This is a genomic window from Pseudodesulfovibrio nedwellii (assembly GCF_027923765.1).
Taxonomy (GTDB): domain Bacteria; phylum Desulfobacterota; class Desulfovibrionia; order Desulfovibrionales; family Desulfovibrionaceae; genus Pseudodesulfovibrio; species Pseudodesulfovibrio nedwellii.
The window spans coordinates 644,932-666,698 of record NZ_AP026709.1 but is presented as its reverse complement, the minus strand read 5'-3'; the positions used below and the strand labels follow the sequence as shown (position 1 = coordinate 666,698).

Sequence of the window (21,767 nt, the reverse complement as noted above, 5' to 3'; positions counted from 1 at the left end):
GGCATCTGGTGGACAGAAGCGGTGTTGAGGCTGTTAAAGCCCGTATCAACATTTCGGACATAGTGCGCCGTTACGTAGACCTGAAACCGGTATCTGGCCGGTGGATGGGGGCTTGTCCTTTTCATCAGGAGACTAAACCTTCCATGTCAGTCAATGACGAAGAAGGATTCTTCTATTGTTTTGGATGTCAGGCCTCGGGCGACGTTATTGATTTTTATGGGCGTATCAATGGCCTTGAATTCCGTGAATCTTTGGAACAATTGGCCGCTGAAGCCGGGATTGAACTTTCCAATGTGCCTCGCGATCCGCATGCTGCGGAACGTAAAGCACGTAAACAGAAGCTCATTGACATGCATCTCGAGTCCAGTGATTGGTTTCAAAGGAACCTACGCATGGCGGCCGGAAATCACGCCATGAAATACCTGACGAATCGGGGCATGACTCAGGAAATGATCGAAAAATTCGGTCTTGGTTACAGTCCTGATGATTGGCATGGTTTGGACCATTTTCTCAAGACAAAAGGAAGAACCTCCGAAGAAGGCGTTGAAGCCGGACTTTTATCAAAAAACGATAAAGGTAATATTTACGATAGGTTTCGTGGAAGATTGATCTTTCCTATTCAAAATTTATCAGGGCGGGTTATTGCCTTTGGCGGTAGAATAATTACAGATGGAGAACCCAAGTACTTAAATAGCTCGGATACGCCTATCTACAAGAAGGGCGATCACTTGTACGGGTTGAGTTTGGCACGGTCCACCATGACCCGCTCCAAGCGGGCCATTTTGACCGAAGGGTACATGGATGTAATATCGCTTCATCAGTTCGGGTACACCGATTCATGCGGCGTTTTGGGCACAGCCCTGACACCGGATCAAGTGAAGCGACTGACTGGCTTTTGTTCACGAGTTGACCTTGTGTTCGACGGTGACGGAGCAGGACGTAAGGCCGCACTTAAGTCAAGCAGGATGATTCTCTTACAAGGCGTAGCCTGTAAAGTAGTTCTCATGCCTGACGGGGAGGATGTGGACAGCCTGCTTCAGGCGAAGGGAGCCGAAGGTTTCGAGGCGTGCATGTCTGCTGCCCCGGACGGACTTGATTTTTGCATGACAACCCTGAGGGATAAGTTCGCCCCAAGGGAAATCATAGCGTGGGCCAAAAGTTTTTTGTCGGATTTGTCCGACGCATCATTGAAGGCATATTACCTGCCCCGTTTAGCTGGCGGGCTTGGTTTGTCGGAAGCTGACTTCAGACGCGATGCCGGTGCAATGTCACCGTCGCGCAACACGCAACAGCAGCCTCAACGACGTCAACCAGTCAAACAGCGACAGCAGGCAGGCATAGCAGTCGGCAAAGATGATACGGATGATCGGTATTTTTTGCGGTTTCCAATCCAGTATCCGGACTACGTGTCCCATCTGGCAGAAAGAGGATTTGACCGTATTCTTCGCACCGATTGGGCGAAAGCACTTTGGGAGAAGCTTGTAAATACGCAGCCAGGCCATATAACGAGCCTGCTGAACGAACAAGAAAAAGGCTTCTACTACAGGTGTCGCGAAGAAATGCGGAGCAACATTCTTTCCGGCCGGGATTTACTGGACGAATGGAATCATATTTGTAATAAAATTACGTTTGGGCAAGACAAAATGAACAAACGGCAGCTCACAGAGGCCATACGCCAGGCGCAGCAGAACGGCGACACCCATCGGGCAATGGAACTCTTGGCCTTGAAAGAATCTCGCAGGAGGGATGATGAGCAACATTAAGGAAATCCAACAGATCAAATCTTTGATCGCAGCAGGTAAGAAAAAAGGATTCCTGACATACGAGGAGTTAAGCAAGGCGTTGCCTTCTGACTACAACTCCCCGGAACAGCTGGAAGAAATTCATGCCATCTTTGAACAGATGGACATTGCTATTGTGGACTCGGAAGAGACTCACAAAAAAATGAATCCTGACAAGGAACTGGCCTTAAACGAAAAAGAGGAAGATTCTGCGGAATACGCCTCTCGAAGCACAGACCCTGTGCGCATGTATTTGCGCGAAATGGGCGCTGTAGGCCTTTTGGATCGTGAAGGCGAAGTTGTTATCGCCAAGAAGATTGAAAACGGCGAACTGGACGTCCTGTACTCTCTGATTGAGGTTCCTGTTGCCGTTGAAGAACTCATCGCAGTGGGTGAAGACCTTGAAGATGGACGTATCAAGCTGAAAGACGTGGTCAAAACCATCGAGGAAGATGATCCTTCCGAAGATGAAATGAACCAGCGTCAAAGAGTTATCTTCCTGCTCGCTGAGGTCAAAGAGCTCTACAACAAGAAACACAAGATTTACGAAAAGCTCGACTATTGCGCCTGCTTGGACAAGCGTGTTTACGGCGTTCAAAAAGATATTCTTAAATATAAGGAAGAGGTCGTCACCCGACTGCGCGATATCAAGCTGGAAAAGACGCTCATTGATCGCATTATTGAAACGGTCAACGATTATGTTCGCCAGATGCACAACTGTCAGCGTGACTTTTCCGCCTATATTCTTTCTGTTGGTATGACCAAGAGCGAAATCGAAGAATTGTTCAAGCAAGTAGATGATCGCGAAGTCAATCCCGTGGTCGCTGCAGACCGATTGGGCATGACTGTTGAAGAATTCTTTTCCTTTAAGGAAATGTTGGCAGGTAAACTGGAGATCATGAAGCGTCTTCAGGATAAGTGCTGTCATTCTGTACATGACCTGGAAGAAGTCCTGTGGCGTATCAAGAGCGGCAACCGTACAGCCTTGCAGGCCAAGCAGGAACTTATTCGTGCCAACCTGCGTCTGGTCGTATCCATTGCTAAAAAATACACTAACCGTGGTTTGCAGTTCCTGGATCTCATTCAGGAAGGCAACATTGGTTTGATGAAGGCTGTGGACAAGTTCGAATACCAGCGTGGTTACAAATTCTCCACATATGCAACATGGTGGATTCGTCAGGCCATTACCCGCGCTATCGCGGATCAGGCCAGAACCATCCGTATTCCGGTGCATATGATTGAAACCATCAACAAGCTTATCCGTACCTCCCGTTACCTTGTACAGGAATTGGGTCGCGATCCTTCCCCTGAAGAAATCGCCGAGCGTATGGATTATCCGCTTGAAAAGGTTAAGAAAGTTCTCAAGATTGCCAAGGAACCCATTTCCCTTGAGACTCCAATTGGAGACGAGGAAGATTCGAGTCTGGGCGATTTCATTGAAGACAAGAAGGCCACTGCGCCTGCCGAAGAAGTGGTTTCCACCAAGCTTGGTGAGCAAATCGCCTCTGTTTTATCCGACCTGACTCCGAGAGAGGAGCAGGTGCTCAGAAAACGTTTCGGTATTGGCGAAAAGTCTGACCACACCCTTGAGGAAGTTGGTAAGCTCTTCAACGTTACCCGTGAACGTATCCGTCAGATCGAAGCCAAGGCTTTACGCAAATTACGCCATCCTGTGCGAAGCGCTTTGCTACGATCCTACTTCGAAAACTAAACTACTACAGGCCGGGGAGAGTGAGTGCTCTTCCCGGTCTTTTTTATTATCATGACTACATTCCCATCCGCTTTTATCATCCCCACTTTGGCTGTCATGCTGGACAGCATACTTGGTGATCCCAAAAAACTGCCACACCCCGTACGTTTTATCGGGAAATGGCTTGATCTCTATGAAAATGCAGCCCGTAAGGTCAAAATCAACCTTGGTATAGCCGGTTGGATCGCAGTCCTTCTCTTCGCCTCAGTCTCTTGGGGGATCGTCGCATTAGTCACGGTGATACCATATCTTGGCGTTCTTATAAGCTTGTACCTTTCATACGCAGGACTGGCTCTCGGTTGTTTGATCAAAGAATCCAGCAAAGTTCTTCATGTATTAGAATCCGGTGACATTGTCGGAGCACGTAAAGCCATAGCCATGTTGGTAAGTCGAGATACAAGCGAACTTGACGCCAATGGTATTCGTCGCACTCTCGCAGAAACAGTCAGCGAGAATCTCAACGATGGTTTTGTCGCTCCATTGTTTTATCTCTGCCTGTTTGGGCCCGGCGGACTGTGGGCTTACAAGACAGTCAGTACCATGGATTCCATGTGGGGATATCGCACGGAGAGATTTAATGATCTTGGACGTGGCGCTGCCAAAACAGACGATCTTTTGGCGTGGTTGCCTGCACGAATTACAGCGTATTTAATGATCATTGCGGGTAAATTGCGCGGCTTGAATATAAAAGAGACAAAAAAGCATTTCAAAAAAGATGCCAGAAAAATGGAAAGCCCTAATGCTGGATGGCCCATGGCTACCGCTGCCTGGCTTATTGGTGGTCAAATGGGTGGACCAACCGTGTATTTCGGTACAGTCAAAGACAAACCTGTACTTGGTCCTATCGATAAGCCGTGGGACAAAACCATGATTCGTGCTTTAATCGGGCTGTGCGACAAGACCGGAACCATAGCGGCTTGGGTATTCATTCCAGTCCTTGGAATGTTATCGCTAGCGTTTTAACTCTATGAATTTAAATAAAAAAAGGGGCTTCATATGAAGCCCCTTTTTTTATTTTTTGCCGAGTTCGATACTTCGAAAGTATGACTCGAAAACACCGTCAATGATGTCTCCCTTAACGGCCTGACGATCAAAGTGCATAAGCGCACGAATCGTTGTGCCGGCAGGTGATGTAACCATCTCACGCAACTGGGTAACGGAAAGATCACTTTCTGCTGCCAGTTTTGATGAACCAAGGAAAAGTCCTTCGACCATCTGTGTAGCTTGTGGCCTTGTTAGGCCGAGAGCAACACCAGATTCAATCATTGCTTCCATAAAATAGAAGACATAGGCCGGACCGGAGCCAATGACGCCGGTAAAGGCATCAAATTGTTTTTCCGGTAAAATGTGAGCCTGACCGATTCCTTTGAACATGGCCGGGACGAATTCCCTCATCTCATCAGACAGATTGGCATTGTCCAAACAAATGGCGGACACGCCTTCATTGACCAGTGCTGGGGTGTTGGGCATGACCCGCACCACGGCACATCGGTTTTCAGTCCATTCTTCGAACTTTCCAAGAGAAAGCCCAGCACAGATGGAAATAAGGCATTTGGACCTATCCAATGATGCCGCAATTTCCTTGATCACGGGTTCAGCGTGTTGCGGCTTGACGGCCACAATGATGTAGTCGCATGCCTTGGCGAGGTCCAGAGCGCTTTTTTGCGCCACAAGACCATATTCTTTACCAGCCCGGACGAGATTATCCGTGTGCAGGTCGAATCCATGCAGTTTGATGTCATCACGCGAGGTCAGCCCTTTGAGAATGGCTGTCCCCATATTGCCAACGCCTATGAACCCGATAGTATGAGTCATTATCCCACCAGCTCGTCGTTGTTAAAGAAGTATGCCACCTCGGTCTTGGCGGTGTCAGGACCGTCGGAACCGTGGCAGGAGTTGTTCTGGATGTTTTCGCCGTAAGCAGCACGAATGGTGCCTTCTGCAGCGTCAGCCGGATTGGTGGCGCCCATCAGGTTACGGTATGTTTCAATAGCATTTTCGCCTTCCAAACAGGTAACAACCACGGGACCGGAAATCATGTAATCCACCAGTTCACCGAAGAAAGGACGTTCCTTATGAACGGCGTAAAAGCCCTCAGCCTTGGCACGATCCATGTGCATCATTTTCATGCCTTTGATCTTCAGACCGGAATCGGTGATCATTTTCAGAATTTCAGCGATGAGACCGCGACCCACTGCATCGGGCTTGATGATGGAAAAGGTTTGTTCGATAGCCATAATAGCCTCCGTCTTGTCAGTTGTTATTTTTTTTATACGGGTTGGCATAAAAATGCCAGTTCTTGCCAAAGGACAGTACTGAACACCCCTAGCTCAGCAGCATCCGGTCGGAGACGCCTTCTTCTCCGCGTAACTTCGAGAAACGCTGAAGCAGATCTTCGACCTTGAGATTTGTTTTTTCTTCCCCACTGATATCCAAAATGATTTTACCTCGATGAAACATGATAAGCCGATTGCCCATGGCAATGGCCTGATTCATGTTGTGTGTCACCATCAATGTTGTCAGTCCTTGTGAACTAACGATTTCTTCGGTTAGACCGAGAACCATACTGCCGGTTTTGGGGTCAAGGGCGGCTGTATGTTCATCCAGCAATAACAGGCGAGGGCGGACCAATGTCGCCATAAGCATGGTTAAGGCTTGTCTTTGACCACCGGACAGTAAACCTGTGTGCGTTTTGAGACGATCTTCAAGCCCCAAGCTAAGCACAGCCAGCTTTTCCTTAAAGAATTCACGATCCTTGTTTTTGACACCTCTGGACAATCCACGAGATAATCCTCGTTTGTTGGCCATGGCGAGATTTTGTTCAATCGTCGCCTCTGCACAGGTGCCAAGCAGTGGATCCTGAAAGACTCTGCCTATAAGCCCAGCCCGTTTGTATTCAGGCCATTTAGTAATATCTGTGTCATCGAGAATTAGCTTGCCGGAATCAATGAAAAATGAACCAGCCAAAGCGTTGAGGAAGGTGGATTTTCCTGCACCGTTGGAACCGATAATGGTAATAAAGTCACCATCTTTCACTTCAAGGTTCACACCGTTGAGTGCTGTCACTTCATTAACGTCGCCTTTATTAAAGGCTTTGCTCACGCCGGATATGGATATCATTTGGACCTCCCGGCGAGAATTTTACGTTTCATTCTGGGTGCGATCAATGCCACGACAACAAGAAGGGCTGTGATTAAATTCAAATCGCTCGGAGTAATGGAAAAAGAACCAAGTTTGAGACCAAGGGCTAAACCAATCGCTATACGATACAAAGCGGACCCGAGCAGGGCGGCAATGATAGCACGTCCAATGGTCTTGTCGCCGAAAATGGTTTCACCAAGTATGACCGAAGCCAAACCGGCAACGATGGTCCCCACCCCCATATTAACGTCAGCTGCCCCCTGGTTTTGAGCGACTAATGCGCCGGACGTGGCGACCAGTGCGTTGGACAGGCCTACACCGAAGATAATTACGGTATCAGTGTTGACACCCTGGCTCGTAATCATCTGCATATTGTTGCCAGTAGCCAGAAAAGTGAGGCCTTGTTCTGTATGCAAAAACCAAATGAGTATGATTACAACGACCAAACAAATGATGAAGAATAGTAATGGGGTAGAATAATAAGGAAGTAATCCGGTTAACTCCATGAACCAATCGACCACTGTGTCTTGTCCAAGTAGGGCCATATTGGGTCGACCCATAATTCGTAAATTAACAGAATAAAGAGCGATCATGGTTAGAATGGAGGCGAGCAGATGCAGAATTTTGAATTTTGTATTGAGTATACCGGTCACCATTCCTGCAAGAAATCCCGCTCCGGCTGCCATCATAATAGCAAAAAACGGGGAATACCCTGAGGTGACAGCCACGGCTGAAACTGCGGCTCCAAGAGGAAGACTACCGTCAACCGTGAGATCCGGAAAGTCCAGTACTCGGAATGTCAGATAGACACCAATGACCATAAGGCCATAGGCGAATCCCTGTTCCAAAGCACCGAAAAAAGCATAACTGGTCATATTTGCTTCCTAAATTAGTCGAGAATCAAGCGAAAACACTTCCTCGACGAAACAATGAAAAAGGCGCGTTTAAGCAACGCGCCTTTTATACTTATTAGACAGAATAAGCAAATGCGAGGCTACTCAATAATCTTGGCTGCACGGCTTATAGTAGATTCTGGCAGGGTAACGCCCATGGAAATTGCGGCCTTTTTGTTCACATGCAATTTGAGATCATTGAGGAACTCGATTGGCATGTCGGAAGGCTTCACACCGTCCACAAGTATTTTGGCAACCATATCACCGGTTTGCAATCCCATTTTATAATAGTCGACAGCCACGGCAGCAATTGCACCACGAGCAACGGAATCGACATCTCCAACAATCAGGGGAACTTGACTTTGTGTACAGACTTTGATGGCTGATTCCAAAGCAGAAATAGCCGTATTGTCAGTCGGGATATACACTACATCACAGCGCCCGATCAGGCTTTTGGCAGCCTGATACACGCCGCTTGAATTTGCAATAGTGGCCTCTTCAAGGCTCAATCCAGCCTTGGCTACATTTTCACGGAGCGCACTGACGAGAGCCACAGAATTAGGCTCGCCAGCGTTATAAATGACACCGATAGTCTTTGTGGAAGGCACAATTTCCTGAATTAAAGCCACATGTTTGTCCATGGGGCTAAAATCGGACATGCCTGTCACATTTTTGCCATCACTGTTTTGCAGATCTTTGACCAGTCCTGCATCTACCGGATCAGTTACACCAGTAAAAACTATAGGACGATCATGAATTTTTTGTGCAGCTGCCTGTGCGCCGGGAGTGGCGATGGCCAAGACGACATCAGGCTGTTCGCCCATAATTTGTCCAATGATTTGAACGTTGGTGGCGGAATTACCTTGGGCGATATGAACATTGAATGTGACATCAATGCCTTTCTCTTTAAGTCGATCAGCAACACCATTACGCATGGCATCCAAGGCCGGATGTTCAACAATCTGGGTCACGGAAACAACATAGGATTTACCAGCGAATGCGGTGGCGGCAAGCAATAGACTCACAGCCAAAATCAACAAAATCTTTTTCATGAAACAGGCTCCTTCTCTCAAATTAGGACAAATTTTGACCAATTGAAAGGTGCAAAGTCAAGGTGTTTCGGTCTTTGATCATAAAAAAAGAGCCGCATGGAGCGGCTCGATAAATAGCTTCTTGTAGAAAATTAGAAACGGATTTCTTCTTCCTTGATCACCTGAAAAGACTTGTTACCCTTTACGCGACCGGGCAAGCCGTGAAACTTACGAATTCCTTCGACTTCAGCCTCCAACAGTTCATCTTCATCTGTATCGAGAAGAATAATGTCGCCTTCCTGAAGATAGAGCAACTGACGACCACTAATGGAAGTCCGTCCCATGCGAATGACCATTTCGACAGGTGTTTCCATGAGACGTTCTTTGAAACGATTAATCCAAACGTGATCGACTTCAAGACGTTCAGATTGGAAAGATGCATGCAACTTCGAACGGATAGGTTCCATTGTCGCATAAGGAAGACAGACAATGAGAGAACCAATGGCGTTTTCCAACTCAACTTCAAACGTGACGACAATAACAACGTCTGATGGGGGGACAATGGCTGCGAACTGTGGATTAACCTCGGTACGAACCATTTCCACATGGACTTCATGCACGGGCTTCCACGATTCTTCCATATTTGCCAAAGCAATCTTCACCACACGCTCGACAATAGCCTGTTCGATGGGCGTAAAATCACGGCCCTCAACCTTAGGTTGGCTACCGGCACCACCAAAAAAGTTTTCGACTAAGGCAAAAACAAGCCTGGAATCGACCACTAGCAGGGCATTTCCTCGAAGTGGGTCCATCTTAAAAATGGAAATGGACGTCGGGACCGGCAAAGAACGCATGAAGTCACCGAACTTGGACATATCGATAGAGATGGGATTGATGTCCACACGTTTACGCATGGTATTAGCCAGCGCATTGGTGCACAGACGTGCGAAACGATCGTTGACAATCTCAAGGACGGGCATGCGACCGCGAATGATTCTGTCCTGATTGGCCAGATCAAATGCGACAACACCGGTATCGTCCTCCGGTATCTCGGTTTCCGTTTCGACGTCCCCACCGGATAAACCTCGGAGCAGGGCATCAACTTCATCTTGTTCGAGGATTTTGCTCATTGGGAGAAAGCCTCATTTTTGCCGAATATTCGGCCCGTTTTTCACCGGCTATGCCGGAAATTTGAATACCTTTAATACGTTAGCAAAAAGCGGGCCGGGTTCAATGCTCTCTTATCGACCAAAACGGATAATTGCTTAAATACATTTTTACACGGGAGTCCCAAATTAGGCAATAAAAAGGCGTAAATTCAGTCGAAATTTTCTAGAGAATTACATGATTTTTTCAAATATCAATATCAACATCACTACATATAACAATAAAAACAGCGGATTCAAAGCAATCAAACAAAATACATATTTCTATTAAGCTAACAGGGAACATCGTACAGATATTCCCTGTTGAAAAAAGCAGGCAGGCTAGGAAAGTGACTTATTTCGGTGAAATTTGTGAAAGAGAAATGATTTGAACCGATGGTTTTCTATCTGCTTGCCATTGTTTCAGAGCTGCCAAGGTCTCTTTATATGGATGTCCGATAGCAATGGCAGTTCCTTGACGGGCTGCTACTCGTTCAGTTTTTTTGAGTTGATGAACAATGGCGTTCACGTCCTTGACGTTATCCAAAAAGATGTCACGTTTGTAGAAGGGTATTCCAACGTCTTGAGCGGTCTGCCGACCAACGCTTTGGGCAGATGTCATGCTGTCCAAAAAGAATAACCCACGTCGCTTGAACTCTGTCAAGGCGGTCGTCATTCCGGGAGAGAAAGCCGTGAAACGAGATCCCATGTGATTGTTGACCCCTATAGCCTGCGGAACTCTGCTCAAATTTTCAACAATCTGCTGCTGAATTTGAGCTGTGGTCATATTAACAAAAAGGGCGTCTTCACCCGGTTTAACTTTGGGATATCCCTTAGGTTCCATGGGGAAATGGATAATTAAATCACGATTTTTTAAGCCGATGAGAGAAATGGAATCCTCTGTATGGCTTGCATGAGGCCAGACCGCAAAAGTCAAAGGCAGATCAAGGTCAAGCAATCCTTTAAGGACGGCGTGATTCTCGCCAATGTCATCTATAACAATAGCCAATTTTGGTTTTTTTGCTTCTGGGCGAACAATAATTTCAGGTTTCGCTTCCAACAATAACCGGTGCGTGGGGAGGTCATTAATTCGAATAATGGCTTCGTTATCCCCGTTATCGAGAAGAATTGCGTCAGGCAAACGCTCAAAAATATGTCTTCTCAAGGTTACAAGAAATTTATTTCTGTCTTTTACTCTAGGGAGTTGCAACACTTGATAATGATAGCTGTGCCCTTCATGCTGACGAAGCACCACGTCCACCAAATCAAGGTCACTCATGGCAACGGCAAGTTCTCGCAATGTTTCAAGGATAGCGAAATCTGTCTGCTTGACGAAATCTTCCATCTCGGCGGTCTCTTCTTCGTATTCTTTGACCACAGGAGTCCGCTTGACCGGAATGATTGTTGGTTGCACTTTAGAAGTCGGAGCTGACGCCAAAACCGCTGGCGGAGGAGTCTCTTCTGTCACAAGGAAGTACCCAAAGGAAATAAGTCCCAGAAAAGCGACGGTGAAAAGAAAAACGAGAGGACCGGGCCGATAGATCCTTTGCAAGAATCCATCGAGCCCGGTCTTGTTATCGGTCTGTTCAGAAGAGCTATCGTCCATGGGAACGGTCTTCCTTATTTATCTGATTTCTCTCAGTTTCGGCAGACTTTTTACCAATTCCAAAGCCATACGAATCTGGTTGTCACGAGCAAGCATATCCTTGGCCTTTTCAGCGTCAGCATCCTTGCCGCTCTTGGACGACTTAGAGCCGTTCTCAAGATGTCTGGTCAAGTCCTTTTCACGAAGGGTAAACCTATCGCGCATTCCTGCATCGTCATCCTTATTTGGTGCCACGAAAGGAATACGAAGATCAGGTTCAATCCCTGTAGCCTGAATGGAACGTCCGCTAGGAGTGTAGTACAACGCGGTTGTCAGCTTGATGCCAGAACCGTCAGACATGGGAATAATGGTTTGTACTGAGCCCTTGCCGAAGGAACCTTCACCAACAATGAGAGAACGGTGGTGATCTTGCAGCGCACCAGCCACGATCTCGGAAGCCGAAGCAGAACCGGCGTTGATCAGCGTGACAAGAGGCACCTTGATTTCATTAGAATTCTTGGTGGCATAGAAGTCCTTACGGTTGGCCTTGTCCTTGCCTTGAATGTAAACAATGGTACCATCTTCAATAAAGGTGTCCGCGACGGAAACCGCCTGACCAAGAAGACCGCCAGGGTTGTTTCTCAAGTCGAAAACAATACCTTTAAGGGTGTGATTCTTCTGATACTTTTCGATCTCTTCACGCAGATTCCGTGTGGATGATTCTTGGAACTTAGTCAGACGTAGGTATAAATACCCGTCTTCAAGAGACTGGCTCTTGACGTTGACGATGGGAATGGTGCCACGAACGATAGGCACTTCAACGGGTTTGTTGGATTCCTTATGCAGAATGAGCAAGGTAACTGTCGTTCCTTTCTCTCCGCGAATCCGCTTTACCGCGTCCATCAATGTCATACCTTGAGTCGACTCACCGTTGATTTCAAGAATAAGATCGCCAGCAAGCAGGCCTGCCTTGTATGCAGGAGTGTCTTCAATAGGGGAGACCACAAGAATACGGCCCTGTTCCTGACTGATTTCAATTCCGATGCCACTAAATTTACCAGCGGTATCAACCTGCATTTCCTTGAAATCTTCCGGAGTCAGATAGGCAGAATGGGGGTCCAGCTGTTCGATCATTCCCTTGATGGAATTGTCGATGAGTTCCTTTTTGGAAATCGGCTTTACGTAGTGCCCTTCAACCAGGTCGAGAATTTGGGAGAAGCGTTTAAGCGCCTCAAAATGATCTTCCCTGCCTGCCATAGACGGCGCAGGGGCGATGGTAAGGGTAAAAAGAAGAAGAAATGTAACTATCCAAAGCGTGACGCGCATGAAAGCCTCCCGAAAAACGGAGTCCTGAGTATTATAAAGGGTTAACGATTATCATTTTAAGGCTGTTAACCAATTTCTTGGATTAATTGGTTTTTGATGAAAACGCAATTCAAAATACAATCCCGGCCCATCGGCCTTGGGATAAAAACCAACAGTACCCAAGGGTTCATCTTTCTCAACCTCTTGTCCATTTCTGACAAATGTATCCGCTAAATAAGCATAAAGACTGTAGTAATCATATCCATGATAAAGAATCACCACATGCCCAAAACCTCGCAAAGTGTCGTTATGAACCACTTTACCCCAAAAAACAGCTTGAACGTTGGCACCATCTTTAGTCCTGATGACCAATCCTCGTACCGGTGGCTTTGCTCGGAGGTTGAAACCAGACACCAACCGACCTTGAACAGGCCAGGGAAGGGTGCGTTTATATAAGGAAAACCGTTTTGTTTTTTGTGATTGTAACTGATACTTGAGATCTTCAATCGTCGAAAGAATATCTGTCAACTCTGTTTCAACGTCCTGTCGTTGTTTACGAATCGTTTTTAGATTTTTTCGAAGTGAATATTTGTTGCCCAACAGACGATCTTTGTTTTTGTTGATACTGGCGAGTTGTTTTTCGGCCTCAACTTCCAAAAGTCGTTGTTGTTCAAGATTTTTGGCAATTTGTTCAGAATTTTTATGTGCTTCGTTTAATTTATCACTGGTTGCACCATAGATTTCAGCCAACCAGTTGAATCGACGATCAAACATGGCCCAACTGTCCACGCCTTCAAATCGCGCACGCACATTTTGTAAATGGACGGGCCACAAGGTTTGCATCAAGCCGGAAAGCTCAAGGGATATCCGTTGCTTTTCCTCTTCCAGTGCAAAATGATCCTGTCGAGCTTTGCGTTCATTCTCTTTAATCTTGCTGAGAAATCTTTCCTGCTTGCGAATCTTTCCCTGCAAATACTTCACATCGTGTTCGATGTCCGAAAGGCGGGTTGAAATTCGTCCGGCCTTCCGAGTCAAATCACGAACTTTTTGTTCATTCTCGTCAGCACGTTCGTGCTCCTGTTGCAATGATTCATGCAACATATCACCTTCATCTTGAGCAAAGATAACGCCGGTCAGGAGTAAAGTCATAAGGAGAATAAGTAGGAAATGCTTATACATTCAGTCTGTTACTCTAAAAAGTGTTTCAGGGGGCAGGTGTCACACAGCCCTTGTTTTTTTTTACACCAATCCTTGCCGATACGGACTATAAGGGCGTGGTATTCATTGTACATTGCCACATCTTGCGGCAAAACGTCCATGAAAAGAGATTGAAGCTCGTGGTAATCAATTCCTTCGAAAGCCAGTCCATGCCTGTGGGCAAGCCGGGCTGTGTACGCATCAACAACAAAGGTTGGAAAATCAAGTGCATACAAAAGAATAGCATCGGCTGTTTCCGGCCCAATTCCATTGACGCCGAGTATTTTTGGACGAACATTTTCCAAAGAGTATTCTTTTAATGCTAGTAAATTGTAAGAAACTTCATTTTTCAGAAATTTAAGAAAATTAAATATTCGACGAGCCTTAATATTGTAATATCCAGCCGGACGAATCAATTCTGCCAATTCATGGATATCCAGATCATGCATCGCTTTAGGCGACAGCAAGTCAGCATTCTTGAGATTGTCGATGGCCTTTTCAACATTCGTCCAGTTCGTATTCTGTGTCAGGATAGCCCCTATCGAAATTTCGAAAGGTGTTTCGCCGGGCCACCAATCGCTATCGCCAAGTGCAGCGTGCATGGCTTCATACATGCCTAAAATCGTGTCAGCTTGAGACATGGGCACTATCTCTTGATGTTTTCCCAGACAAGGCAGACCCATTCGCCTTCAACAAAACGTTGCGGCATGCCTATTCCTCGTCTGTCATAAGCCTGGGCCACGGCATCAGATTGCTTTTCGGCCAAAATTCCAGAGAGAACAAGAGAACCGCCGGGAGCAATATGAGCGAGGATGTCTGAAGCAATTTCAATAAGCGGCCCAGAAAGAATGTTGGCAACAATCAGATCAAATTTCACATCTTCGTCAAGGCAATCAATGGTTCCAACTGCCATCTCAACAGAATCTGCAACGTCATTAATCTCTGCATTTTCAACGGCGCATGGGATGGCAATCGGGTCAATATCCAAGCCCACACCGGTCAAACCAGCCTTGGCTAAGCCGATGGCGAGGATACCAGATCCGGTTCCAAGATCGAGAAAAGTTTGTCCCGAATGGATGTGTTTTTCTTTTGCCAATGTTCCAATCGTCCCCAAACACAATGATGTGGTCGGGTGATGACCGGTACCAAAAGCCATTTTGGGTTCAATAACAATATGTGTGGTTCCATTTTTTGCATCTTCATTGAGCCACGGTGGGAAAATCTTGAAAGTTTCTCCGCAGGTGACAGGGGTAAAAAAGTCCTTCCATGCCATGACCCAATCCTGCGGCTCTTCTTCCGAAAAGGTCACGGATGCTTCTGGAAACTGTGCCTGAAAATCCTGTGCAATCAATTTTCCAGACGGGTGATCTTCAAGAAAGATTGTCATTCGACGACCATTTTCAGCTTCGCCTTCTTCCCACCCGTGAGCAACCCTGGTGGATATGAATCCTTCGGCCTCTTCAGCCTGTTCGTCGGCAATGACAATTTCAATCTTCAAAAGGGTGGACATATCGTGGTGTCTCCAATGGTTGCATATGGTAAGGCCGGGAACCATGTCCCGGCCTTATATGATGTATTTTCTCGTTGGTATTAATTAGAATACCTTGTCGATGAATGAGCCTCTGCCCGTGTACTTGAATCCATAAATGGTTTCATTTTCGGACTGCTTACGAATAGCTCCCTGCACAGCTTCTGTCGATTTTTCATGCACAGGAGGCTGATTATCCGGCTCAATGCGTTCCCGCTCATCCTCTCGGGTAAGGGGCTGATACTCATTGACCGAACCTATGGGGGCGACGCCACTCATGACATTGTACCTCTTTGCAAAAGATACGCTCTACGCCATGAGTGGTCAAGCTGACTCAATCTCAACGGTTTCAAGAATCGTGTCCAAAACATTCATGAAAACCGTGATATCTTCTTTTGTAATAGTCAGAGGAGGCACTAGACGCAAAATGGTCCCTTGAGTGAGGTTACAAACCATTTTATGCTCAAGCAATGCCTTCCAGACATTCGTACCATTAAAAGTCAGTTCAATGCCGAACAACAATCCAAGACCACGGGTTCCAGCAATTTTATCGGGATACTTGGCTTTCAGCTTTTGTGCTTCTGCTGCGGCAAATTCACCCATTTCCCATGCGCGTTCTGCCATTTTCTCGTTGATCATGATGTCCAGAACTTTGGCTGCTACAGCAGACACGACAGCTCCGCCACCAAAGGTGGTGCCATGAGAACCTAGCGTAAAGCCTTTGGCAAGCTCATCTGTACACAGCATGGCACCTATGGGCAGACCATTGGCCAAAGCTTTGGCAGAAGTAAAAATGTCGGGCGTGATGTTGTAATGTTGGTGCGCCCACATTCTCCCAGTCCGACAGACGCCTGTCTGAATTTCGTCAACGATAAGAAGGATACCGTTTTCCTTGCATATCTGAACGATATCATTGACGTAATCGCTCGACAAAGGACGAGCGCCGCCTTCTCCCTGGACCATCTCAATCATTATTGCAGCCGTATTCTTGCCAATAGCCCCACGTAAAGCATTTACATTACCAAAGGGAACCGTAATAAATCCTTCAGGCAATGGAGAAAAACCGTCCTTGATTGGACCTGTTTGACCTGTCGCCGTCAGGGTGGACAACGTCCTGCCATGAAAGGACTTTTCCAAGGTAATGATTTCGTAGCGATTTTCGTTCTTGACCGTGCACATGTACTTGCGAGCGAGCTTGATGGCTCCTTCGTTAGCTTCTGCGCCAGAGTTACAGAAAAAGACTTTTCCGGCATTGCATGTGCTCAAAAGTTTTTCAGCCAGTTCTAGTTGCGGCTCCTGATAAAACAAATTGGAAACATGAACCAGTTTTTTGGCTTGTTCGGCCATGACTTCTGCCAAATCCTCGCGGCTGTGACCAAGGCTGCATACTGCGATGCCTGCCAGAAAATCATAATACTCGTTGCCATCAAGATCATACAACCTGCAATCTTTGGCCTTGGAAATAGCCAGCGGATACCGGCCATAGGTGTTGCAGAGAAGGGCGTTTTCTTTTTTTACTATTTCATCAAATTTATTGCTCATTTCTATTCTCTATTGAGTTAATGTTTTCCCGTGGACCCGAATCCACCAGCTCCTCTATCCGTATCGCCGAGTTCGTCGACCGGAAGAATGGCAGCCTGAAAGATGGGCATGAATACCAATTGTGCGATGCGCTGTCCGCGCTTGATTCGTCGCACCTTGTCCGAAGTATTCAACAGAGAAACTTTAATCTCACCACGATAATCGGGATCAATAACGCCAACGCCCTGACTAACGGTCAGGCCATCCTTAGTACCAAGGCCACTGCGTGAAAAAACGTAACCGGCAATACTCGGTTCACGGATTTCAATGGCAACCCCAGCAGGAATGGCAGCCTTTTCTCCGGGACCGATTTCAAGGTCCTCAGAATCAATACAGGCGCGCAAATCAAGTCCGGCAGAATGTTCAGTTGCATAGGCAAGTTCATTTTCTTCCCAGACGGGATGCAGGAATTTGACGTTTACATCGATCTTTCTCATATTTTTTTTAATCCTTTTGTTCGTGAATGGCTTTTTATGTGCGCAATGCGTGCGGCTGTCAATTACTCATAAAAAAAGGGTGCCGGCTTGATTCTTCAGGCACCCATGTTTTCCTTTTAACATTAAACAGTTAGCACAGACCGTCCCAGCAGAGATCAAGATGTTTTTGTTCCATTCGTCGGGTGGCAAGACTTATGCCGACTGCCAAAGCTAACGAAACGGGCAGGGCGACAACATTGGGGTCAACCCATTGAAGCAACCAAATCCATGAACCTTTTGACGTGTTTGCCACCAAGGTCACCTGTCCGGTCAAAGCCTGACACAATCCAATTGGTGCGGCTTCCTTGAGGTGAATGAACAAAAGCCAGAACATGGAGAAGACGAAACCGCCGACCATGGATATTTTGGCTCCAATTTTAGTCATGCCTTTCCAGTACAAGCCTAGGACATAAATTGGCAAGAAAGATGCTGCGCACAGACCAAAGAAAAAGGCCGTGGCACGCGCAATAACTCCACCGGGCAGGAGCCACGCCCAGATCAGGGTGGCGATAACGGCTACAGTCACTCCCAAACGATTAAGTTTCATTGAAGAATCACCATTGCCAATGGATACGTGCTGTTCCAAAAAATCACGGGATAGCGAGGTGCCGCCTACATGATACTGGGAGCTCATGGTGGACATAGCTGCCGCAAACATGGCGACAAGGAAAAGGCCTGAAAACCAACCCGGCATAATCTTGTCGATATAAAGAGGAATAATTTTATCAAAATTACCGCCAGCCATGGCAATAGATATCTTGCCGAACTCCTTATAGAAAACAACATTGGACAATGCGCCCGCAAGAAATGCGACACCGGTCATCAAAAGAATGAAGACACCGCCGATGGCAACAGCTCGGTTTAACTCGCGGTCAGACGGTACAGTCATGAATCGAATGGCCAGCTGTGGCTGCGCCAAAACACCAATACCGACACCATATATAATAGTAGTATAGATGGTCAGACCAATTGGAGACTGCAAGTGCGGTCCCGTTGTCCAACCGACAAGTCCACCTTGTTGTAATTTGGTAGGCACCAGATTGATCATATCGGTCAATGCCTGATGCGCTTCGGTCACACCGCCGAGAAGTGAGTAGGTGGTGACGATCAAAATAAGCATCATTACCGCCATAATCGTGCCTTGGAAGGCATCCGTATACATAACGGCCTTAAGGCCACCGGTAATGACATACATGGCGACAACCGCCGTCACGATAAGCAACCATGCTCCATAACTCACAGCGGGAAATGCCACCTCAAGCATCCGACAAATACCGATAAGAACAGCGGCAGCGTATACCGGAATAAAAACAAATATGACAACACCTGAGAATTGTTGAATGAATTTTGACTTATAGCGTCTTCCCAAGAGTTCAGGAAAGGTGTGAGAATCAAGAGCCAACCCCATGCGCCGTGTACGTTTGCCAAAAAAGACCATGGCGATAAAGATTCCCACAAAAATCGTCAAAAAGGTGAGCCAAAGCAGTGACATACCAAACATGCCGGACACTCCACCAAAGCCAATGATGGCTGAAGTTGAGACAAAAGTCGCTCCGTAAGACATGGCAAGGACGAAAGGATTCATGCCACGGCCAGCAAGCATATAATCCGTGGATTGTTTTGTGTTTTTCCAGGCTCGATACCCCAGATAAAATATGACACATAAATAGATAATAATTCCGAGGAGTTTGCCTTCCATCTACTTATCCTCCCCGGATTCAACAGTCGTCGTGGGATCGCCAGAATTGTTCCAATTCACAATTCCGTAAACTACACACAAAAGCGTCGCACCAATGCTTAACCAAAACGCCAATGCAATTTCAACACTCCCGAAACCCAACATCATAACGGATGCCCCTCGTTGTTTCGACCGTAGCATCAAGCTTGCGGCACAATAGAAAAGGGCCGTAAGCTTATCGCCTACGGCCCTTGTTGTGGATGTCATGTAATAATTAGTTGTTACACATACACCCCAAGACCGCAGGCGCTTCTAAAAAAGCGGAAGCTAAAAAAGAAAAAGAAGCTAAAGCGGTTTGGGTACGTGTTCATAAATCAATTCTTACGTTGAGGCACTCGCAAAGTCAAGGAGGCAAAGGATATGCACACATTTCCCTTCATTTTTGTAACTTTGAGTACCATTTCAGACTGCACTAGCCTGTTTTAACTTTGTCATTTATTTACAAAATCAACGATTCCAAGTGTTTAAAACTTCTCTTGACAGGATAATGGTACTTGTGGTTTTCTATTTTTCCTTCGGAGGACTCTCGATATTCCCCGAATTGTGAAAAATTTAAAGCCGAGCTCCAAACATCTTGGATGCGAGATGACTTTTTTGGCAACAAACGTAAAGAGGTACCAGTCTTGCTTTTTCAGCCCATCAACAAAAACTACCATGAGTTTTGTATTGAACGGGACAAAGACCTGTGCATAAATTGCAAGGTGTGCGTCCGTCAGTGTTCGTATGAAGCCCATTATTGGGATGAAGCCCGACAGAAAGTTATGCACGACAACACCAAGTGCATAGGCTGTCACCGTTGTGAGGCTTTGTGCCCCACAGCTGCCCTGAACATCGTTAACAAGCCTTCTGACTTCAGAACCAACAATCTGTGGCGCCCCGTATTCTTACAGAATATATATAAACAGGCTGACACAGGTGGCGTTCTGCTGGCTGGAATGGGGTCACCCGTAGATATTCCCGTATACTGGGATCGCATGTTGCTCGACGCCAGTCAGGTCACCAACCCGTCCATTGACCCACTGCGTGAGCCTATGGAACTAAAAACATTTCTTGGCGCGAAGCCCAGAAAATTGAATATTACAACAGATAAAAAGACCGGCAAACCCAAGCTGAACACCAAACTTACACCGCAGCTTGAACTCGATATACCAATCATGTTCGCTGCCATGAGCTTCGGTGCTATCAACTTCAACCTTCACCGTGCAATGGCTCGTGCCGCCACAGCAACCGGCACAGCCTACAATACGGGCGAAGGAGGCTTGCACAAGTCTTTATACAAATATGGCAAAAATACCATCGTGCAGGTAGCGTCCGGCCGTTTCGGCGTGCATCTTGATTATCTCAAAGCCGGTGCAGGTATCGAAATCAAAGTAGGGCAGGGCGCAAAACCTGGTATCGGCGGCCATCTGCCTGGTGAAAAGATTAATGACATGGTGTCAGAAACGAGAATGGTCCCCATCGGTTCAGATGCAATTTCTCCGGCACCGCATCACGATATCTATTCCATCGAAGATCTGCTTCAGCTCATTTACGCGCTGAAGGAGGCCTCTGAATATAAGGTTCCAGTTTCCGTTAAAATTGCCGCTGTTCATAATGTTGCGGCCATCGCCTCTGGTATTGCCAGGGCGGGCGCGGACATCATCACAGTTGACGGCATGCGTGGTGGAACAGGCGCGGCCCCGGCAATGATTCGCGACAACGTTGGTATTCCCATCGAACTGGCGTTAGCACAGGTAGATCAACGCCTGCGTGATGAAGGAATTCGCAACAATGTCTCTATCGTTGCGGCAGGCGGTATCAGGTGCTCCGGTGATGTTGTTAAGGCTATCGCCCTTGGTGCTGACGCCGTTTACATCGGCACCGCGACCTTGATCGCTGTAGGCTGTACCATTTGCGGCCGTTGTTACACTGGCAAATGCCCATGGGGCATAGCTACCAACGATCCCAAATTGTCCAAACGTCAGAACCCGGATATTGCGGCCAAGAAATTGACCAATCTGATTCGGGCCTGGGGTCATGAAATTGAAGAAATGCTTGGCGGCATGGGGTTGAACTCCATTGAATCCCTGCGCGGCAACCGCGATAAGCTTCGCGGTGTAGGTCTTTCCGACACTGAACTCGACATTCTCGGCATCAAGCATGCCGGGCGTTAAGCGGAGGACACCATGAAAAGAGTCTATCCGGATAAAGATTACTGTATTGGCTGCCACCTCTGCGAGTTGGCCTGCATCACTGCGCATTCCAAATCCAAAGATCTGATTGTCGCCTACCGTGAAGAGCGGAGCAAAGACGGCTTGTCTCCTTGCAAAAAGGTCTTTGAAAAAGGTGACACTTGTGTTGCCATCAGCTGCCGTCATTGTGACGAGCCGTCTTGTGTAGCCGCCTGTATTTCCGGTGGTTTATACAAAGACCCTGAGACCGGACGCACTGTATATGATCGGAATAAATGCGTCGGCTGCTGGTCCTGCCTGATGGCATGTCCTTACGGAGCCATTCGCAGACACCCCACGGAAAGCAAAATCGTCAAATGTGACCTGTGCGAAGGGCGTGAAGAAGGTCCTGCCTGTGTGCAGGCATGTCCCAATCAGGCCTTGAAATTCGAGGAAAGGTAGGAAG

At 47.0% G+C, this 21,767-nt stretch carries 21 protein-coding genes; 5 read left to right on the top strand and 16 right to left on the bottom strand.

Annotated features, from left to right (window positions below; all coding sequences use genetic code 11):
* Window positions 1-8: 8 nt before the first annotated feature.
* Genes dnaG through cbiB form a run of 3 tightly spaced genes read left to right on the top strand, consistent with a single transcriptional unit; the run spans window position 9 to window position 4,494 of the window.
* Entirely contained in the window at window positions 9-1,763 is a 1,755-nt protein-coding gene (gene dnaG / locus SYK_RS03185; RefSeq protein WP_281762172.1) for a DNA primase, read from the top strand.
* A complete protein-coding gene (rpoD, locus tag SYK_RS03180; RefSeq protein WP_281762171.1) occupies window positions 1,750-3,492 on the top strand; it encodes an RNA polymerase sigma factor RpoD in 1,743 nt (580 codons plus the stop codon). Before dnaG ends, rpoD begins: the two co-directional genes overlap by 14 nt.
* Before the next feature lie 51 nt (window positions 3,493-3,543).
* The gene (gene cbiB, locus SYK_RS03175; RefSeq protein WP_281762170.1) at window positions 3,544-4,494 is read left to right on the top strand and encodes an adenosylcobinamide-phosphate synthase CbiB; all 951 of its coding nucleotides are present in this window, start codon (window positions 3,544-3,546) and stop codon (window positions 4,492-4,494) included.
* Between the two features lie 48 nt (window positions 4,495-4,542).
* Here the strand turns inward: cbiB and proC are convergent, their stop codons facing one another.
* From proC to SYK_RS17670, 16 genes are all read right to left on the bottom strand, one after another.
* Window positions 4,543-5,346, bottom strand: coding sequence for a pyrroline-5-carboxylate reductase (gene proC, locus SYK_RS03170; protein WP_281762169.1), 804 nt, complete (start codon window positions 5,344-5,346; stop codon window positions 4,543-4,545).
* The gene (ndk, locus tag SYK_RS03165; protein WP_281762168.1) at window positions 5,346-5,768 is read right to left on the bottom strand and encodes a nucleoside-diphosphate kinase; all 423 of its coding nucleotides are present in this window, start codon (window positions 5,766-5,768) and stop codon (window positions 5,346-5,348) included. The genes proC and ndk overlap by 1 nt, the downstream gene beginning before the upstream one ends.
* An 88-nt stretch (window positions 5,769-5,856) precedes the next feature.
* Window positions 5,857-6,651, bottom strand: a complete 795-nt coding sequence (locus tag SYK_RS03160; protein ID WP_281762167.1) for an ABC transporter ATP-binding protein — start codon at window positions 6,649-6,651, stop codon at window positions 5,857-5,859.
* Window positions 6,648-7,547, bottom strand: a complete 900-nt coding sequence (locus SYK_RS03155; RefSeq protein WP_281762166.1) for an ABC transporter permease — start codon at window positions 7,545-7,547, stop codon at window positions 6,648-6,650. The genes SYK_RS03160 and SYK_RS03155 overlap by 4 nt, the downstream gene beginning before the upstream one ends.
* Before the next feature lie 119 nt (window positions 7,548-7,666).
* The gene (locus SYK_RS03150) at window positions 7,667-8,617 is read right to left on the bottom strand and encodes an ABC transporter substrate-binding protein (RefSeq protein ID WP_281762165.1); all 951 of its coding nucleotides are present in this window, start codon (window positions 8,615-8,617) and stop codon (window positions 7,667-7,669) included.
* Between the two features lie 131 nt (window positions 8,618-8,748).
* Window positions 8,749-9,726, bottom strand: a complete 978-nt coding sequence (gene fliM / locus SYK_RS03145) for a flagellar motor switch protein FliM (RefSeq protein WP_281762164.1) — start codon at window positions 9,724-9,726, stop codon at window positions 8,749-8,751.
* 370 nt (window positions 9,727-10,096) lie between these two features.
* Window positions 10,097-11,086, bottom strand: a complete 990-nt coding sequence (locus SYK_RS03140) for a divergent polysaccharide deacetylase family protein (protein WP_281762163.1) — start codon at window positions 11,084-11,086, stop codon at window positions 10,097-10,099.
* Between the two features lie 279 nt (window positions 11,087-11,365).
* Complete coding sequence (locus SYK_RS03135) at window positions 11,366-12,652, bottom strand: S41 family peptidase (protein ID WP_281762162.1); 1,287 nt, start codon at window positions 12,650-12,652, stop codon at window positions 11,366-11,368.
* Between the two features lie 51 nt (window positions 12,653-12,703).
* Complete coding sequence (locus tag SYK_RS03130; RefSeq protein ID WP_281762161.1) at window positions 12,704-13,810, bottom strand: murein hydrolase activator EnvC family protein; 1,107 nt, start codon at window positions 13,808-13,810, stop codon at window positions 12,704-12,706.
* A gap of 8 nt (window positions 13,811-13,818) precedes the next feature.
* A complete protein-coding gene (locus SYK_RS03125) occupies window positions 13,819-14,469 on the bottom strand; it encodes an endonuclease III domain-containing protein (protein WP_281762160.1) in 651 nt (216 codons plus the stop codon).
* Between the two features lie 5 nt (window positions 14,470-14,474).
* Window positions 14,475-15,338, bottom strand: coding sequence for a 50S ribosomal protein L11 methyltransferase (locus tag SYK_RS03120; RefSeq protein WP_281762159.1), 864 nt, complete (start codon window positions 15,336-15,338; stop codon window positions 14,475-14,477).
* Between the two features lie 84 nt (window positions 15,339-15,422).
* Entirely contained in the window at window positions 15,423-15,635 is a 213-nt protein-coding gene (locus SYK_RS03115) for a hypothetical protein (protein WP_281762158.1), read from the bottom strand.
* A gap of 45 nt (window positions 15,636-15,680) precedes the next feature.
* On the bottom strand, window positions 15,681-16,898 hold the full coding sequence (locus tag SYK_RS03110; protein WP_281762157.1) for an aspartate aminotransferase family protein: 1,218 nt from the start codon (window positions 16,896-16,898) through the stop codon (window positions 15,681-15,683).
* 17 nt (window positions 16,899-16,915) lie between these two features.
* Entirely contained in the window at window positions 16,916-17,374 is a 459-nt protein-coding gene (gene dut / locus SYK_RS03105; protein WP_281762156.1) for a dUTP diphosphatase, read from the bottom strand.
* Window positions 17,375-17,504: 130 nt separating this feature from the next.
* Window positions 17,505-19,112, bottom strand: coding sequence for a sodium:solute symporter family protein (locus SYK_RS03100; RefSeq protein WP_281762155.1), 1,608 nt, complete (start codon window positions 19,110-19,112; stop codon window positions 17,505-17,507).
* Window positions 19,113-19,256: a symporter small accessory protein gene (locus SYK_RS17670; protein WP_353618301.1), complete on the bottom strand. Its 144-nt coding sequence runs from the start codon at window positions 19,254-19,256 to the stop codon at window positions 19,113-19,115.
* A 518-nt stretch (window positions 19,257-19,774) separates the two neighbouring features.
* Here SYK_RS17670 and SYK_RS03095 point away from each other — a divergent pair.
* Entirely contained in the window at window positions 19,775-21,304 is a 1,530-nt protein-coding gene (locus tag SYK_RS03095; RefSeq protein ID WP_281763228.1) for a glutamate synthase-related protein, read from the top strand.
* 12 nt (window positions 21,305-21,316) lie between these two features.
* The gene (locus SYK_RS03090) at window positions 21,317-21,763 is read left to right on the top strand and encodes a 4Fe-4S dicluster domain-containing protein (protein WP_281762154.1); all 447 of its coding nucleotides are present in this window, start codon (window positions 21,317-21,319) and stop codon (window positions 21,761-21,763) included.
* The last annotated feature ends 4 nt before the right edge of the window (window positions 21,764-21,767 follow it).